Annotated in this window: 13 protein-coding genes, 1 tRNA gene and 1 rRNA gene; 6 read left to right on the forward strand and 9 right to left on the reverse strand. The window is 64.8% G+C overall.

Annotated features, from left to right (window positions below; translation table 11 throughout):
- Position 1: 1 nt before the first annotated feature.
- The 3 genes from ACS5Q0_RS14830 to ACS5Q0_RS14840 are packed head-to-tail and all read right to left on the reverse strand — an operon-like array spanning position 2 to position 3,162.
- Positions 2 to 679 carry a P-loop NTPase family protein gene (locus ACS5Q0_RS14830; protein WP_473127422.1) on the reverse strand — a complete coding sequence of 226 codons (678 nt, stop codon included), beginning with the start codon at positions 677 to 679 and terminating at the stop codon, positions 2 to 4.
- Between the two features lie 29 nt (positions 680 to 708).
- Positions 709 to 1,935 carry a polysaccharide biosynthesis/export family protein gene (locus tag ACS5Q0_RS14835; protein WP_473127423.1) on the reverse strand — a complete coding sequence of 409 codons (1,227 nt, stop codon included), beginning with the start codon at positions 1,933 to 1,935 and terminating at the stop codon, positions 709 to 711.
- 57 nt (positions 1,936 to 1,992) lie between these two features.
- Complete coding sequence (locus ACS5Q0_RS14840; RefSeq protein ID WP_473127424.1) at positions 1,993 to 3,162, reverse strand: glycosyltransferase family 2 protein; 1,170 nt, start codon at positions 3,160 to 3,162, stop codon at positions 1,993 to 1,995.
- Between the two features lie 237 nt (positions 3,163 to 3,399).
- Here ACS5Q0_RS14840 and ACS5Q0_RS14845 point away from each other — a divergent pair, with 237 nt between their 5' ends.
- The 3 genes from ACS5Q0_RS14845 to asnB are packed head-to-tail and all read left to right on the forward strand — an operon-like array spanning position 3,400 to position 7,668.
- Positions 3,400 to 4,596: a glycosyltransferase gene (locus tag ACS5Q0_RS14845; RefSeq protein WP_473127425.1), complete on the forward strand. Its 1,197-nt coding sequence runs from the start codon at positions 3,400 to 3,402 to the stop codon at positions 4,594 to 4,596.
- Positions 4,593 to 5,738 (forward strand): glycosyltransferase, encoded by a 1,146-nt coding sequence (locus ACS5Q0_RS14850; RefSeq protein WP_473127426.1) that lies wholly within the window; start codon positions 4,593 to 4,595, stop codon positions 5,736 to 5,738. The genes ACS5Q0_RS14845 and ACS5Q0_RS14850 overlap by 4 nt, the downstream gene beginning before the upstream one ends.
- A gap of 1 nt (position 5,739) precedes the next feature.
- Positions 5,740 to 7,668 carry an asparagine synthase (glutamine-hydrolyzing) gene (gene asnB, locus ACS5Q0_RS14855; RefSeq protein ID WP_473127427.1) on the forward strand — a complete coding sequence of 643 codons (1,929 nt, stop codon included), beginning with the start codon at positions 5,740 to 5,742 and terminating at the stop codon, positions 7,666 to 7,668.
- 15 nt (positions 7,669 to 7,683) lie between these two features.
- On the opposite strand, the gene ACS5Q0_RS14860 is transcribed toward asnB, so the two are convergent.
- Positions 7,684 to 9,201, reverse strand: a complete 1,518-nt coding sequence (locus ACS5Q0_RS14860; RefSeq protein ID WP_473127428.1) for a lipopolysaccharide biosynthesis protein — start codon at positions 9,199 to 9,201, stop codon at positions 7,684 to 7,686.
- A 50-nt stretch (positions 9,202 to 9,251) separates the two neighbouring features.
- Positions 9,252 to 9,944 carry a sugar transferase gene (locus ACS5Q0_RS14865; RefSeq protein ID WP_473127429.1) on the reverse strand — a complete coding sequence of 231 codons (693 nt, stop codon included), beginning with the start codon at positions 9,942 to 9,944 and terminating at the stop codon, positions 9,252 to 9,254.
- An 808-nt stretch (positions 9,945 to 10,752) separates the two neighbouring features.
- Between ACS5Q0_RS14865 and ACS5Q0_RS14870 the strand changes: the two genes are divergently transcribed.
- On the forward strand, positions 10,753 to 12,330 hold the full coding sequence (locus ACS5Q0_RS14870; protein WP_473127430.1) for a calcium-binding protein: 1,578 nt from the start codon (positions 10,753 to 10,755) through the stop codon (positions 12,328 to 12,330).
- A 55-nt stretch (positions 12,331 to 12,385) separates the two neighbouring features.
- Here the strand turns inward: ACS5Q0_RS14870 and ACS5Q0_RS14875 are convergent, their stop codons facing one another.
- A complete protein-coding gene (locus ACS5Q0_RS14875) occupies positions 12,386 to 13,324 on the reverse strand; it encodes a glycosyltransferase family 2 protein (protein ID WP_473127431.1) in 939 nt (312 codons plus the stop codon).
- A 212-nt stretch (positions 13,325 to 13,536) separates the two neighbouring features.
- On the opposite strand from ACS5Q0_RS14875, the gene ACS5Q0_RS14880 reads away from it, so the two are divergent.
- Positions 13,537 to 14,646 (forward strand): glycosyltransferase, encoded by a 1,110-nt coding sequence (locus tag ACS5Q0_RS14880; protein WP_473127432.1) that lies wholly within the window; start codon positions 13,537 to 13,539, stop codon positions 14,644 to 14,646.
- A 28-nt stretch (positions 14,647 to 14,674) separates the two neighbouring features.
- On the opposite strand, the gene ACS5Q0_RS14885 is transcribed toward ACS5Q0_RS14880, so the two are convergent.
- Positions 14,675 to 15,817 (reverse strand): hypothetical protein, encoded by a 1,143-nt coding sequence (locus tag ACS5Q0_RS14885; protein WP_473127433.1) that lies wholly within the window; start codon positions 15,815 to 15,817, stop codon positions 14,675 to 14,677.
- Between the two features lie 558 nt (positions 15,818 to 16,375).
- On the opposite strand from ACS5Q0_RS14885, the gene ACS5Q0_RS14890 reads away from it, so the two are divergent.
- Positions 16,376 to 16,609 (forward strand): hypothetical protein, encoded by a 234-nt coding sequence (locus tag ACS5Q0_RS14890; RefSeq protein WP_473127434.1) that lies wholly within the window; start codon positions 16,376 to 16,378, stop codon positions 16,607 to 16,609.
- Between the two features lie 133 nt (positions 16,610 to 16,742).
- On the opposite strand, the gene ACS5Q0_RS14895 is transcribed toward ACS5Q0_RS14890, so the two are convergent.
- Positions 16,743 to 16,819, reverse strand: a tRNA-Met gene (locus ACS5Q0_RS14895).
- 182 nt (positions 16,820 to 17,001) lie between these two features.
- Positions 17,002 to 17,100, reverse strand: a 5S ribosomal RNA gene (gene rrf, locus ACS5Q0_RS14900); the annotation flags it as partial.

Genomic DNA, 17,100 nt, shown 5'->3' on the forward strand with positions numbered 1-17,100 from the left:
GTCAACCGAGAATCCCACTCGCCGCCGCCTTGCGGCCGATCCTCTTCGCAAGCCATGGGGCAAAGAAGAACAGCTTGCGCACCGTGCGGGCCATCTCTTCCCCGACAGGCACATAACCGCCCTGCGTCATGACGATGCCGAACGGCCTGCCGCCCGTCGCGCGCGTCATGTCCACCGCATTCCTGAGCCGCTCTTTCGTGACGCCTCCTCTCCGGCAGACAAGAACGAGAGCATCGCAGGCCGCCGCCACGGCGAAAGGATTCACCGTGTCCGCCGGCCTGTCGAACAGGGGAGCGAGGTCGAGAACGATGGAGTGGTGGGATGCCAGATCGTTGTCGAGCACCCTTCTGAACCATGCCGTATTGTCGAAGAGGAAACGGACGTTCGGGCCCGCCTGCACGGTCAGCCGCGCGTAGTCCGCCTGCGGAGCCGCGACGTTGATTCTCGCCTGTTCCTGCCCCGGCACCCAGGCTCCTTCGACGGGTGATTCCTGCACGGCCTTCGAGACGTCGATCAGCAGCGTCGGCTGTCCGGATCGCGCCAGAACGCTTGCGACAAGAGCGGCGAAACCACTGGTGCCGGTGTCAGGTTCGGGAGCGGCGAAGGCGATCGTGCGCGCCTCCGCCCGTTTCAGCGCGAGGATCGTCTCCTCGGCGGCTCTGATGCGGGAACCGTCCATGCTGTCTCCTCGCGGGGGCGTCCCCTTCGTCATTCACCATCCTTGAAGTTCTGAGAAACGACCAGCACGTCGCCGGGCCTCAGCGGCGTAGATTGCCCTGCCTTCTCGGTCGTCTCTCCCTTCTCCTCGTGGCGCACCACCGCGTAGACGATCTCGGTTCTGTCGCCACGCTCCGCCTCAAGGGAGGCGCCCGCGATCGTGTTGTAGGACTGGCGCGCCGCCGCTGCCTCTTCCGCGAGCTGAGCCGCCTCCTTCTGAAGGCGGTCGATGTCGGTCTCGATGGAGGACTTGCGATCTTCGGTGAGGGCGACGGAGTCCCGCTGCATAGCGGCGATCGTCGCCTGCACGCGCGCGGTCGCCACCGCGACATTCGCTGTTTTTTCCTCCAGCTCGGAGACCTTCATGTCCTCCTCGAAGGCGCGCTGCGCGATCACGATTCCACGCTGCTGCAACTCACCGAGCTTTTCGCGCGCATCGCGCCGCATCTGAAGCTGTTCGGCGACGCGCTTGCTTTGCTCGCGCAGGCCATTCAGTTCCTGCGCCGCGAGCTCCATGCCGCGATTGAGGGTCGCCAGCTGGTTCGACAATGACTTCTGCCGGCTGAGCAGCAGGTTCTTTTGCCCGGCAATCAGATCCTGCGCCTCGCGCTGCCCCGCGATCGCGGCGAGGGCCTGAGGGATTTGAATATCCGTCGAACCCTCGCGCTCCGCCTGCAGCCGCGCAAGAGCCGCGAGGGCCTGCTTGCGGCCCTCGACAGCGCGGCGATACCGCGCCATCTCGGCGTCTCCCGCCACGGGCCCGGCGACATTGGGGCTGGTGGCGCGGAACAGGCCGCCCGAGAGGGCAACCGCCTGAAGCACGGTCATGCCGGGATACCATGGAACTGCGCCCGAGCGCGTCACGAGGCCGGTCACGAAGACGGGCCTGTAGGCGGCGACCTCGACGGTGACGGAATTCGGCCGTCCTGTCATCTGCTCCAGACGCTTGGAGAGAGCATCCTCGAGCTGCGCCGAGGACATGCCCCTGACCGGGATGCGGCCCAGAAGCGGGATCGAGATCGTGCCATCGACACCGATCCGGTAATCGCCGCTCATCTCCGGATTTCCGGGAAACCTCAAGGCAAGTTTCTCGGCATTCGCCACATCGACGCTATCCTGCTCGGATACGGGCGGCGCTGACGGCGACTGAGCCCATGCGGAAGCCGAGAGGCACAACAGAACGGTGAAGAGGGGCAGGCAACGCATGCGGTCACTCATCTCGCGTTTCTTCCAAGACGTCATCGTCGTCCAGATCAGTTCGTGATGTCCGAGCCCTCACGCCTTGGCCTTGGCTGCAGCGGACACCTTCCATGCCTGATCCTGCAGGCCGCAGAGCAGGATCAGCGCTCCGATGAATCCCGCCGCATGCCCCTGTAGAAAATAGCCCGCCCATCCAACCTGGCGAGGCATCGTCCTGGGTACTCCGAAATAGCCGGCGAGAGCAGCTCCGACGAGCACGGCCTCGCCCGCGCAGGCAATGAGATAGAAGCCTCCCTTCTGCGCCGCGAGAACCGGAAGCGCGGCGGCGGCGATCACGAGAAGGAACGGCATGAAGGCGCGCAAGGCCTTGCCGGACAGAAACGTGAAGGCGATGCCGGGGCGGCGTGGATCGGCAAGGCCGGGAAGACACAGAACCTGCTGGAGATTGCCCGCGCCGATGCGGATCCGCCGTCGAAAGTCCTGGCGTGCGGTGCTGGTCTCCAGTTCCGTCGCGACGATGCCTGCGTCGTAGACCGCATCGCATCCGCGCAGCACGATCTTCATCGGCAGAACGAAGTCGTCGTTGATCGTGTCCGGCGGGAGCGGCTCCCACAGGTCCCGACGGAAGAGATAGAAGGCGCCATGCGCTCCCATCGGAGCGCCGACCGCGCCTTCGGCCGCCTTCACGCGCGTCTGATAGGACCAATACGCCCGCTCTCCCTCGCTGCCGGGACGGACGAGCGCGTAGGTCGGGCAGACGACGCCCACGGAGGGCCTCGCGAAGTGACGCACGGCCTGGGCAAGGGCCTGCGGTTCGAGAAGCGCGGAGGCATCGCTGAGCGCGACGAGATCGGAATGGGCCTTGCCGATCTGATCGTTGAGCACGGCCACCTTGCCGATGTTGCTCGCATATTCGACGATGCGCAGATCGAGGTTTCCGACCGTCTCCAGAAGGCCGCGCGCAATGGCTGCGGTCGCATCGGTGCAGCCATCGAGGGCCAGCACGATCGTCAACCGGTCGCGCGGATAGTCGAGCTGCGAAAGGTTGCGGATCTTGTCGGCGATCACGGCCTCTTCGTTGTGGGCCGGAACGATGATCGTGACCGAAGGGGGAACGCCGGGGTCGTTCGTGACGACAGGCGCCCTCCGGCCGCACCATGCTGCGAGCGCGCGGACAGCGATCGGATACCCGACGTGGTGATAGAGGATCAGGGCGATGGACGTCCAGAAGATCAGCTCGATCATGGCTTCCCCGACAATGGTCGAGCCAGATAGGTTCTCTCGCGGGAACAGCAAGATACCTCGCAATTGCCGGCCCTGCGCCTTGCGAGGCCATCCCGCGCGCAACATCATTGACGGCGACATGCTGAACATCGACGCACCGACACGCCGCCGACACGCATTCCGCCCCGGCCCTGAGCATCCCTGCCGATGCAGCCCTCGCTGCCCTCGCCATTGAGACAGTCGAGGAGGACATTGACGATGGCCCATGAGACATCCACTTTTCCTGCTCCGGCAGAACCGGTGTCTTCCCGCCTGCGCGTCGCCGCCGTCATGGACACGTGGATCGTGTCGGGTCCCGGGCGTCAGCTCGCGGCGCTTTCCCAGGCTCTGCGGAACCATGGCGTCGATCTCAGGGTGTTCATGTTCCAGCGCACGGGACGTCCGCCCTCTCCCTTCATCGGCTATCTCGAGCGGGCGGGCGTTTCGCACGTGGTGATCCCCGATGGCGGCCCTCTGGACGCCGCGCTTCCCGGCCGCCTCCGGCGCGCCCTCGGCGAGTGGCAGCCAGACATCGTGCAGACCCATGGCTATCGCCTGACCGCCCTTCTGTTCCTGCTGCGTCTGTCCGGCCTGAGGCTGCCCTGGATCGCCTTCTTCCACGGCGCCACGGAGGAGAACTGGAAGATGCGGCTCTACAACCAGCTCGACGGCGTGCTGCTGCGCCAGGCGGACCGGCTCGTCGTTCTGTCCGAGGAGAATCGCCGCGTGTTCGCGGATGCCGGAGGACGGCTCAGGCTGATCCACAACGCGTCCTTCCCGATCCCGCCCGATGGCGAGCCCGTATCGGTCGCCCCCTTGCGTCGAGAGGGCGAGCCTCTCATCGCCGCCGTGTCCCGGCTCAGCCCCGAGAAGGGGCTCGATCTCCTGATCGAGGCCGTGGCCCGCCTGCGCGCGCGGGGAAGACCCGTGTCCCTTGTCATCGCCGGCGACGGACAGGAACGGACGGCGCTCGAAAAGCAGGCGGCCGCCCTCGGCATCGGAGACCACGTCCACTTCCTCGGCATGGTGGCGAACGTGACCTCGCTCTATTCCCAGGTCGATGCCGTCGTGCTGCCATCCCGCCCCGGACGGGAGGGATTGCCGAACGTTCTGCTCGAGGCGATGCGGGCGGATGCGCCCGTGGTCGCCACCGCGGCAGGATCCGTGCCGGAGGTGCTCGCCGTTCCCGGCTCCGGCGAGCTGGTCCGGCCCGGAGATGTCGACGCGCTGGCCGAGGGGATCGAGGCCGCCCTCACCCATGGCCGTTCGCCCGCCGCCGTCGCCGCCCGGGCCGAGGCGATCGGCCGGTTTTCGCTGGAACGGCGGGTCGCCGCTCATCTGTCGCTGTACGCGGAGATGCGGCCCGATCTGCTCGCCTGGGCCCCTGTCGGCCCTCCTCTCACGGCCGCCTCATGACGGCGGGCGCTCCCCTCGCCGTGGAGATGGTCCTGCCCTCCCTGGCGACCGGAGGAATGGAAATGATGGCGGCCGCCCTCGCCCGGGCCCTGGCGCGGCGGGGGCACCGGGTCGGCGTCACGTGCCTCGAAACCGAGGGGGAGCTCGCAGGTGACCTGCGGCGGACCGGGATCCCGGTCTCGCTCGTCCCCTGCCCCGGCAAGGCTCCACTGCTGCGCCCCCATCCGGGGCTGCGGGAGCATTTCGCCGCGCGCGCGCTCGACGTCGTCCACGCGCATAACGGGGTGTGGGTCAAATCGGCTCTGGCGGCCAGGGCGGCGGGCGTCCCGGCGGTCGTTCACACGGCTCACGGCTTCGCGTTCGACGAACCGTGGTTCGAGGATGCGCTGCGCTGGTGGGCCGGCCTGCGCACGGACATGGTGGCGGCGGTATCGGCCCCTCTGCGGGAGCACCTGGTCCATAAGGCGCGGATACCCGCTTCCCGCGTGGTCACGGTCGTCAACGGCATCGACACGTCTCGCTTTGCGCCGCAGGGGCCGAGCGGGATCCTGCGGGAGGTCCTCGGCATCGGGCCCGAGGTCCCTCTCGTCGGCTGCGTGGCCCGGCTCGACCCGGTGAAGAACCCCGCTCTGCTCATCGAAGCGACGGCGCTGCTGCTGGACGAACTTCCCGAGGCCCGGCTCGTTCTCGTGGGCGATGGCCCGTTGCGCGAGACTCTGCGGGAGCAGGTGGAGGCCATGGGGCTGGGCGGCAGCGTCCTGTTCGCGGGGACCTTCGCCGACACGGCCCACGTCTACCGCGACCTCGACGTCTTCGTCCTGCCGTCCGTTTCCGAGGGAACGTCGATCAGCGTCCTGGAAGCCATGGCGAGCGGGACTCCCGTGGTGGCAACCGCCGTGGGGGGAACCCCGCAACTGCTCGCCGGCGGCTGCGGAGCGCTCGTGCCCTCCGGAGACGCCCGGGCACTGGCAGAGGCGATCGGCCGCCTCCTCGCCGATCCCGTCGCTCGGGCGCGCATGGCCCGGGCGGCGCGACAGCGGGTCCTGGCGGAGTTCAGCCAGGCGGAGATGGTGCGGGCCTATGAGAGGCTCTACCGGCAGGTTGCCGGAACGGGCGCCGACCTGATGCGAAGGAAAGCCTGACATGTGCGGCATCGCAGGAGGGATCGCCCTTTCGAACGACAAGCGACCGGATCCGGACAAGGTGAGGACGATGGCCGGGCTCCTCGCCCATCGGGGGCCCGACGGCGAGGGATTCTGGATCTCGCCTTCGGGACGCGCCTGCCTCGCCCACCGGCGGCTCTCCGTCATCGACATCGCCGGGGGCGGCCAGCCCATGGTCGACGTCTCGGGACACCGCGGCATCGTCTTCAACGGCGAGATCTACAACTACGTGGAGCTCCGCGACGCCCTGGTGCGGGACGGCGAAACCTTTCGCACGTCCTCCGACACCGAGGTTCTCCTGCGCCTCGTCGCCCGTGAGGGCGAAGGATGCGTGGATGCGCTCAGGGGCATGTTCGCCTTCGTCGCCTGGGACGACGAGCAGGGCGTTCTCATCGCTGCGCGGGACCGCATCGGCAAGAAGCCGCTGTTCTTCGTAGTCGAGGACGGCTGCCTCTACTTCGCCTCGTCTCTCGGAGCCCTGCGCGCGGGCGTGGGCGGAACGCGCGCCATCGACGCGCAGGCGCTCGATCAATACCTCACCCTCGGCTATATCCCCGCGCCGCGCACGATCTATCAGGGCATCCGCAAGCTGCCCGCCGCGACCGTCATGATATCGGATCGGGACTCGGTCGCGCTGCGGCGCTATTGGGACATCGCCGAGGAGCACGAGCCTTTCGAGGGCTCCTATGAACAGGCCGCCGACAGGCTCGAAGAGCTTCTGGAGACGGCGGTGAGGATCCGCCTTCGCAGCGACGTGCCGCTCGGAATCCTGCTCAGCGGCGGCATCGATTCCAGCCTCGTGACGGCGCTCGCCGTCAAACAAAGCGCGAGTCCGGTGGACACGTTCTCCATCGGCTTCGGGGAGCGCAGCTACGATGAAAGCGCCCAGGCCGCCGACGTCGCCCGCCATCTTGGCGCACGCCATCACGTACTGCGCCTCGAAAGCGACCTGACCGACCTGATCCCGCTCGCCGTGTCGCATTTCGGCGAACCCTATGCCGACTCCTCGGCGCTGCCGTCCTGGGCGCTCGCCGGGCTGGCCCGGCGGCATGTGACCGTGGCACTCGGCGGCGACGGCGGCGACGAAGGGTTCGCCGGCTACGAATGGTACGCGACGGCGTCCCGCCTGGGAGGCCTCGCGGACAAGATCCCGCGCGGAGCCGTACGAGCCGCCGCCGCCGCGTCCGCGGGCCTGCTCGGAAACGCACGGGGGCTCGGGCGCGTCGCACGCGGCCTCGGCTTCCTGGCCGCAGAGGATTTCGGCGCGCGCTTCGCCGCCCTGCGGTGCTGCCTCGGAGCGGGGGAAGCGGCCTTCCTCTATCGCCGCGATCGCCAGGGCCGGATGGAACCACGCCGGCAGACCCCGGAGGAGCTGATCCGCAGCGCCTTCGCGCGGGCCTCGGGCACGTTCTTGCGCAGGATGCGCTACGCGGACCTCGAGACCTATCTGGCGGACGACCTCATGCCCAAGATCGACGTGGCCTCCATGGCGCATGGGCTCGAGGTCCGCGCCCCCCTCCTCGACCATGAGATCGTCCGTTTCGGGCTGTCGCTGCCGGACGAGTATCTGGTCGATGCGCGCGGCGGCAAGCGCATCCTGCGCGACCTCCTGCTGCGATACCTGCCGCGCGAGCTGGTCGAGCGGCCGAAGAGAGGTTTCTCCGTCCCCCTGGCGCCCTGGTTCCGCAGCGCGTTGCGCCCGCGCATCGAAGGTCTTGCCGGCAGCGAAGCTCTGCGCAGCATCGGCCTGCTCGACCCGAACGGCATTCGCAGACTCGCGGACGAGCATGTCGCCGGAGCCCGCGATCACAGCCAGCGGCTGTACGCCCTGCTCGTCCTCGACCAATGGCTGACGTCCTCGACGACAGGTGCGGCTGCCCCCAACCTCGCGAGGGAAGCAGCGGAGTGACGGCCAGAGCCTCGCCTACGAGATCCTCAGGCGGTGGATGAGGCTCTTGGCGGGGCCGAGGGCCTCGCGGCCGAGGAGGAGAAAGGCGCAGGCGGGCAGATAAATCGCTGCGTACAGCGCCCCGTATCCGATCAGGGACCCCCATCCGCGAACCGGCCACTCGGCCGTCGCCATCGCGATGAGGAGGATCGCGCCGCCCCAGCAGACGGCGACCAGCGCGATGGCGTCGCGGATATAGGCCCAGGGTGTCACATCGAGCAGCCTGCACGCGAGAAGCCAGGGGCAGAAACCCCGGAACACGGTCGACGAAACCGCAATGGCGCAGCAGACGCCGAGCACGCCGAACGGCCTCACCAGGAGAGCTGCGAGGCCGAGCGTGCACACGCCCTCCATGATGGCGAACCGCGCCAGCGTCCGATGCCGACCCATTGCGGTCAGGATGCTGTAGGTCACGCCCTGGGCCATGGGAAAGGCCTCGCCCAGCATGAGCACCACGAGCGGTGCGAAGGCCGCGTCCTGACGCCCGCCCTGCCAGATGGAGATGAACGGGGCGCCCAGGCTCAGGAAGCCTCCGGCGAAGAAGAGCGCCAGGGCCACCGCGGCCCGTCCGCCTCCGACGAACAGGATCTTCTGCTCGTCTCCGTGCCGCCCGAAAAACAGGACCGCCGCTCGCGGCGCCGCGATCTGGGTCAGGGACTGCATCACCAAGGCGCAGTAGGTGGTGAGCTGCCGCGCGATGGAGAAGGTCGCCACGGCGCGGTTGCCGAGACTGTGGCCGACGAGGGTCGGCCCGATCTGCTGGGTAATGGACCGCGCCATGGAGAGCGCGGAGAACCAGACGCCGATCGGGTAAAGCTCCTTGAGCGCCGTGCGGTTCAGGACGCCGGGCTTCGGCCTCAGGCGAGGCTCGACCCACCATGCGCACGCGGCCTGCAGGGAGACCATCGTCACGTTCGCCGTCAGCCCGATGGCGGCCAGATGCGACAGCGGAGACCCCTCGTGGATCAGGAGCAGGATCAGACTGAGGCGCAGCCCGATGATCGGCATCTCGATGAGGCTGCTGAGATCGAAACGTTCATGGCTCCACAGGACGACGTCGAAGACCGACGTAGGGAAGTAGAGAGCGGCCCACACGCCCGCGATGATGAGCGCCGTCTGGACATCGGCAAGCTGGTGGTCGGGGACATGAAAGATCAGCGGGAAGATCTCGGCCAAGCCGACGGCGGCGAGCAGCGTGACCGCCCCGGCCCCCGTGAGAAGCGTCACGGCGGTCGACAGGGTTCTGTTGAATCCCTCGATGTCGCCGGCGCCCCGATGGCCCGCGAGGAGGCGGCCGAGAGCGCCGACGATGCCGAGATCGAGGACCATGAGATAGGCGGCCATCGTCGAGATCAGCGCCCAGATTCCGAAATTCTCCGCTCCCAGAACCTTGAGCAGATAGGCGACCGTGATGAGGCCCTCGCCCGCCCGGAGGACGGCGACGCTCCCCGTCATCCCCACATTGACGATGGATCTGTGACGTGACCCGCTCATGATCCTCCCTTGCCGTCGCGGCTCCTAGACCGTGCGCCTGCCGTTCCTCGTCAGCGAACCATTCTGGGATCGCATAGAACCGAGAAGGTGAGCGCGGCGATCCAGAGATCCAGGGAAGGACTCTGGTTCATCAGGTAGAAGAGATCATATTCCAGTTTATGGCGGGTATCGTGAACCGTTTCCGCATAGCCATAGCGAACCTGCGCCCACCCGGTGAGCCCAGGTCGCACGAGATGCCTCAGGTCGTAGCAAGGAAGGCTGCGGCGGTAGATCTCAACGAGGGGAACCTGTTCCGGCCTCGGGCCGATCAGGGTCATATCGCCGCACAGGATGTTCCAGAACTGCGGCAGCTCATCGAGATGGGTACTTCTTAAGAATCGTCCGAGCGGCGTGATCCTGTTGTCGTTGACCGCCGTCGCGATCCCGGCCTGCTCCGGTGCCGACTTCATCGTCCGCAACTTCCAGATCCGGAAGATGCGTCCTTTGTATCCGACCCGCTCCTGAACATAGAAGACAGGCCCTCCCATGCTGCACAGGATAGCCAGCGCAGCGATGGCGATCACGACCAGAACCGCTGGTCCTGCAAGCAGGACGAACGCGATGTCGATTCCTCTTTTGACATGACAGTAGATGCGCTTCGAAGCGACGGCCTGCGAGACCTGCGCTGCTGTCGCTTTCGTGAGAGAAACCCTTTCGGGAGTGGCATATTCCTGCTTGGTATCTGCGGAGAAATTCGTAAGCACTCGACTTACCTCAAAGTTTCAGTGTTCCCCGTTCATTCCCTGGTTTATATTCTCAATTTGTGTTCGGTTGTTCGTTGCACCGTCCGGTCTCCGTTTCCCCGCATGAGCGCGCTCTGTGGAGGCGCACCCCTATTTTCCGCAAACCGGCCTTGAGTACCGAGAATTACAAAGTGCGCCCGCTGCAGGGTCAACGGGAATAAAGAGACAGCGGTGCATTGGGAGAGAGGCGGAACTTTTTACGCGTAACCGTCTCGGACATGCCTCGTCCAACAGGCACAGCCGCATTCGCCGTCTGACGGAAGAAAAAACACGGCTAGGAATAAGGACTTCGGCGATCCGCTCCAGCGCGAGCCGCGATCAGTCACTCCGGCCATGGCCTCTATGTTGCCTTATTTCCCTTCTCTAAAGCCCTGCCATGAGCATGAGCTTGGGCGTTTGGCGCGAGTGATGTCCTCATATCGGGAGATGACGCGCACCAAGCCGCAAGTACGGCATGAGCCCCTTTTCCTGAAGCCAGCCGGTTCTGGTTGGTTCTAATAGAACGATACATTTCACGCCCACGTGCCCGGTTTCCGCACGGGACCGTGTCGGTTTAACTCGGCGTATTTCGAGTACCGGATTGCATTTAGTCAGCTTCAGACGGAAAGGAGCTATCGACGCAAGCAAATCAAGTTTCGGCAAAATTAATAAATCTTCGCAAAGATAAATTAATTCACACACCAAAAACAATTTATTGTGGGCAGACCTAATGACGACATCTTCTCCTACATTTCAGTCCCTTCTTGCGCCCAAGATCTCTGTCAGCACCGTGACGTCAAAGGGCGGCGTTTTCAGCACCTACGAATCCAATTTTACCAAGTTTGCAGCCCAGCACTGGAGCGAGAATGGCTCCTCCTGGGAGAACGCGAACTATTACGATCGCGCTGAGATCTTCTACAATTGGTACAATCGCACCGGCGACAGTTCCTATCTCACCAAGGCGAATGCCCTCGCGGTTGATTACCGGAAGAACTATCTTGAGGCGAACGACTACGGCACCTCGGCGCACTGGTCGCAGATCGCCGGGGTGGCGCTGCATTATCTCGCCACCGGCGATCAGGCCAGCCGCACCGCGGTCGGGCGCGTCGCCGACACCTTCGCCCTGCCCTTCTACGCCGACAATGTCGGCAACGTGAAAGCCGAAATGGACCAGCGCATCCAGGCCCGCACCCTGGAGGCGTTCCTCTACGCCAAGAAGATCGACGCCCCCAGCGCCGCCGGCCACAACTGGGACCAGCTGCTCACCGGCACCCTCGACAAGATCCTCTCGGCACAATCCGCCGACGGCGCCTGGCACTTCTCGAACTCGAACGGCGCGGTGGTGCCGTTCATGGCCGGCCTGCTCAACGACACCCTGATCGACTACTACACCACCTACAAGGCCGATGCGCGCATTCCCACCGCGATCAAGAAGTCGCTCGACTATCTCTGGAGCCATACCTGGGACGAGAAGAGCCAGTCGTTCAACTACGTCGAGTTCGACGCCAAGGGCGAGGTCAAGGAGCCGGCGCCGGACCTCAACAACATGATCGTGGCCGGGTTCGGCTTCGTCTACAAGATGACCGGTGACACCACCTACAAGGAGCGCGGCGACAAGGTCTTCGCCGGCGGCGTCAACGGCGCATGGCTCGAAGGTTCCAAGCAGTTCAACGAGCAATACACGAGCTCGCTGAAGTATCTCGCCTATACATTGGGTGACGGCAACGTCAGCTCTCCCACGCCGACCCCGAATCCGACGCCAACGCCAACCCCGGATCCGACGCCGACGCCGGAGAAGAGCAAGACCGTATCCACTCACGTCAGCTACACGCTGGCCGCCGACGAGATCAACCTCACGGCAACCGGGTCGAGCGGGACCACCTTGAAGGGCAACGCGCTCGACAACGTGATCAAGGGCAATACCGGCGCCAACAAGATCTATGGCGGACTAGGCAATGATACGCTCAGTGGTGGATCGGGAGACGACAAGCTCAGCGGCTCGTCGGGGCACGATGTGCTGACCGGCGGCGCGGGCAAGGATGCCTTCATCTTCACCGCCAAGCCGAATGCGAAGACGAACATCGACAAGATCGTCGATTTCAATCCCGTCGACGACAGCATCTGGCTCGACAACGCGGCCTTCACCAAGCTCGGCAAGGCTGGAACGACCAGCGATCCGGCAGCCTTGAACAAGGCCTACTTCACTGTAGGAACCAAGGCAAAGGACGCCAACGACTTCCTGATCTACGACAAGGGAACGGGCAAGCTGTTCTACGATGCGGATGGTTCCGGCAGCGGAGCCGCGGTCCAGTTCGCGACGCTTTCGAAGGGACTTGCCCTGACTCACGCGGATTTCTTCGTCGTCTGACCTGAATCCTGCCCCCGTGCTCTCCATGAAACGGATCGTGGAGAGCACGGGGAGATCACTTCAACCGGTAGAAGACCTTACCGAGCGTTGTTCCGACCGGGCTCGTGCATACCAACGAACTCCAGAAATACGGCAGGCGATGCCTTCCCGGCGAGCGGAAGCGGCGCCTGAGTTCGCCCGCCCGCTGGCGGCGCCCCCACAATCCCAGCACGCAGGCGGTCTTGTAGGCGCGGATCGCCAGAATCTTGCGCAGGAGTGGCTTCAGCTCCTCGGGACAGCATGTCTCGATCTCTTCGGGCTCGCTCAGGAACGGCTCGACGGGACGTGGAGAGGTCAGATTGCCGCTCAGCTCCGATGCGTCCCGGTGATACCGAACCGCTGGGCTCAGGTTGAAAAGCACCGGCTCGTTCAGCAGGACTTTCAGCCACAGGAAAGCATCCTCTCCGTACAGGCAGCGATTTCTCTCATAGAAACCGCCGTGCTTGCGAAAGGCGCTCATCCTCACGACTGTCGACCACGCCGACATATAGGCCAGCATGTGAACCGCGAGCATGGGGTTCGTTCCAGGCTCGAGACGATGAAGGCCCGAGCGGATTCCCCGTCTCAGCCACATGCTCTCCGTCGACAACCCGCTCGGCATTTCGAAGTACCCCGAAGAGACAGTCGCAGCCGCGGGATGAGCGGTGAGCAGCCGAACGCTCTCGGACAAGTACGAGGGAAGCCATTCGTCATCGGCATCAAGGAAGGCGACGAGTTCACCGCGAGCGGCATCCACTCCACGGTTTCTCGCATGTCCGGGTCCGCTGTTCGTTTGGGACAGCACTCTCATCCGGTCGTCGGGAAAACGTCTGGCCAGCGTCGCGCCATTGTCCGTAGAGCCGTCGTCCACGACGATGACTTCGAAGTCGCCGAATGTCTGCGACACAACGGACTCGAGACACCGGATGATATGCGGCTCCTTGTTGAAGAGCGGTATGATGACAGAAACCAGCACGGCGAACCTCGTCGCGATCCCTCTGCCACAGGGATAGAGCGCAGAAAGCTTCGTACCAGCCCCATTTCTCTGCAAGCCGATGGAATAATCAGCTGGCCTCACGACTGCTTCGGGTTACCCCGTCGTGCCCGGGAGCCGCCGTTTCCACGAGTGGAATTCGCATCTTAAGCGCAGTATCGTGCGCAGGATCGCAAATGGGCGGAGCGGTTGTGATGACCAGCGAACCCGAAACGAGACACGATCACCGCGGCCTCCAGGGAAAGCCTCGCATCGCATCCAACGTCGCATTCGAATCGCCTCTCGCCGAACATATCGACCTCCACCGCATCGTCTCGCCCGAAGGCACGTGGCGGGATCGCTTGGCCTATTGGCGTCGCGCCATGCGCCTTTGGAAGCGCTCCGACATCGTCTTCTTCGAAGCCCCGCATCGTGAGCTGCTCAGCTGGTGCCTGGTCGCCTCTCTCATGCGGGGATCGCGGTGCAAGCTGGCCTGCGCCGACCTCAATCTCCCTAGGCCGGTCAGTCGACGAGACCGGATCGTGACGGCCATCACACGGCTCCTGCTGCGGCGGGTCGATCTGTTCCTGCTGCTCCAGAAGGACTTCTCGGACTATCAGAAGTACTATCGCCTCAGACAGGAGCGAACCATCCATGTTCCGTTCAAGACCAACCATCTGGACCTGGTGAAAACCCTCGAGCCCTCCGAGGGAGATTATTACTGGTCGGGCGGAGTCACATACCGCGACTGGGAGACATTGGCCCGCGCCGTCGATGGCCTGGACGTCAAGATCGTCGTCACGGTTCCCGAGGACGAAGAGCTGCGCCGCCGCGGAGAGAGCGATAGCGAGAAGCGGCGCCGGCGAGGCGTGCCCCCGGTCGTGCCTCGCCCGGAGATCTTCAGCGGCTCGAACGTGCGGATCGTGCGCCACAGCTCGGACCCGCGATCCTGGCTGAACTGGGTCGCCGGGGCGAGGGGCGTCATCCTTCCGATCCACCCCCGGAGCATCAGTCCCTCGGGCATCAGCACCTATCTGACGGCGATGGCCTTGCGAAAGCCCCTGATCATTTCGGAGGGAGCGAGCACCGTCGGTCTCCTCGACGAAACCAACGCTCTGATCGTCCCGCCGGGAGATCCGGACGCCTTGCGAAAGGCGATCCTCCGTCTGGACAATTCCCCGGACCTGCGGCGACAGCTCGCAGACGCGGGACACAGGCATGCGCTCGCCGCCGGAGATGCATCACGCCTGCATACGGATTACCTTCGCCACTTGCTCGCCCTCGCAGGCGAAGCGGCGCCGCCTTTCTCCGCGCGTTCTCCATAGAGGCCCGGATCAGGCTGCAAGTCCACTCTCAGCCTGCGTGCTCCGCAGCGCGGGCTTGGCGCGCAAGCGTATCAGGAGCCGGAATCAGCCAATCCCGCAGCTCGCCGGGTTCGCCGTCCAGCCCGGCCTCCGACGCGGCGACGAGGTTGTACATCTCGCGGGCCGTCACGTAGTGCAGCCTGAAACGCTCGCCGTCGTTGTAGCGCGCCTCGGCATCGGAGAAGAGGGCGTCGAGATCACGCTTCAGCAAGGCATCACGATCACCGTCTCCTGCGCCATGGCACGAGAGCTTGATGAAGAGCCAATCGGGCCGCCCCCGCACGTGAACGCCCGCCTGCACCCAACGGTCGAAGCGCTCGGGCCTGTAGCCGTGGTTCTCCGTCAGGGTGCCGTCGTCCATTCCCGGCCGGAGCAATCCGCCGCTTGCCCGCTTCAGATGCGGCACGAGAGGTCCCTCGATCAGAACGAGCCCGGATTTTCGCAAAACCCCATGCTGCGCGGCGACGCCTCGATCATAGCATTTGGGACATCTCGGATCGCCCGCCGAATAGTAGATGCTGTTCAATTGCCGGGGCTGAGCCGTGGTCTGCCACGCGGGGAAAGTGAAATCGGCGTAGCAGCCCTCCTCTTCCAGGATGGCGAGTTCATTGTTCACGCCGCAGAAATTGACGCCTTCCTCGCAGCGCGCATTGGCGAGTGCAAAGTTGCCATGGATGAAGCCCCAGGCCGGGCGCCCGCTCGGCCAGGTCGAGAGCGCACCATGCGCCCGATAGGTCTCGATGCCCTCCCGCAGTTTCCGACGAAGGGTCACCTCGGTATCGTCGCTATGGTGAAGATGGAATTCGATTTCTCCCCACCCTGCCGCACAGAGTTCCCGCAATCGGGAGAACTCCCATTCGTCGTACTCGTCCCATGGATAGAAGAAGCTGTGGGCAGGCGTGTATCCGTCGTAATCCCGATGGCGCCCCGCGATCCGGGGATATTCCCGGAGCCATTGCTCGAGGCGCTTGCGCGCGATGTGTTGCCCGGGCCGATGGACCTGCGGTTCGAAGTGATCGGTGATGGCGAGGAAAAGATGAACCGGCCTCCTCGGCTCACCGTCGGACTGCGCCCGCCTCATGGCGGCGCGAAGGGTGATGTCGAGCATATGGAGGCGTAGACGCCAGGTCATGACTTTACGCCCTGACGATCGAATGAGGAGCTCGAAGGACAAAGAAGACTGGATCACTCACGCTCCGGGACCGGATTTCCTCGCTGATACGGCACAGCGGCGGCATGGACCCATGCTCACCTGCGGATACCAAGACGCGGAGCGCGAGATCCATCGAGGTGTGGCGCGTCCGGCCAATCCCGCCCCCCTGGCCCGGGCTCATCGGCATTCGGTTCCGCATGCCACCATGTGCCTCCCCCGCATCGCGCGACATGAGCTCACGTCCGCGCCGCCGCGCGCCCGGAGCATCCATCCGGCATCACTCTCTGGTGAGAGATGGAACGGAGTCATCTGATATTTCGGGTTAGTCGTCTCGAAGCGACGGAAGCACGATGCAGCCCTCGGCTGCAGGAGCATTCGGGCTCGCTACAAGCAATCCCTGCGAGGAGTGTCCCCCTCCCCGTCCCCACCGGGATCGGCGCGACGATGTCTCACCCGGCGCACACGTCCTAGCCGCCCTGCTGCCATTATGATAGTTCCGGTTCGTCGGCTCTCTTTTTGGCTTAACGGATAGTGAGGGTGACGTTGATCATTCTTTATGGAATTCTTGCGATCGGCTCCGGCATTCTTACGGCGACCTATCTGTGGTCGTCCGGGCCGTTCATCGCCCTGTCCGCGGCAATTCTCGTCGGTGCCATTGCCATTGTGGGAGTTGCCGTTGTGTCGTTCATGACGAGCCGGCAAAGGGCTCCCGACCAGGCAGCCGCCTATCGGGAAACGTCAGGTGAGGCCGACAGCTCTCGCATCCGGTAATGCCGGGTTCTCACGGTCATCCGCCCTCGCCTTTCATCCGGGCGTGGCGGCGCGGTGTCGGGTGCGGTCGTGGCGGGTTCCAGACGAGCAAAAACCCTCGACGGACGAGCCGTTCGAGGGTTTTCGGGATCGTTGGTTGCGGGGACAGGATTTGAACCTGTGACCTTCAGGTTATGAGCCTGACGAGCTACCGGGCTGCTCCACCCCGCGTCAAGGGTGCGAGGTCCGCTGGCGGACCCCCAAGGGTGCGGGGTCCGGGGCGCGGACCCTCTTCCGGTGGGCCTGTGATCGCGGGCGATCGCGGCGCCAACACGAACGCGGCGCTCTTGTTTCAAGAAGCGCCGCGGCGTGCGTGTGGTTTGAGAGTGTAAAGAGGCGTTTGTCCTTGGCAGGCCCGGCAATGACCTACTCTCCCGGGTCTTGAGACACAGTACCATCGGCGCTGAGGAGTTTAACGGCCGAGTTCGAGATGGGATCGGGTTCTTGGCTCC

The sequence above is a fragment of the Microvirga sp. HS2 genome, assembly GCF_055792805.1.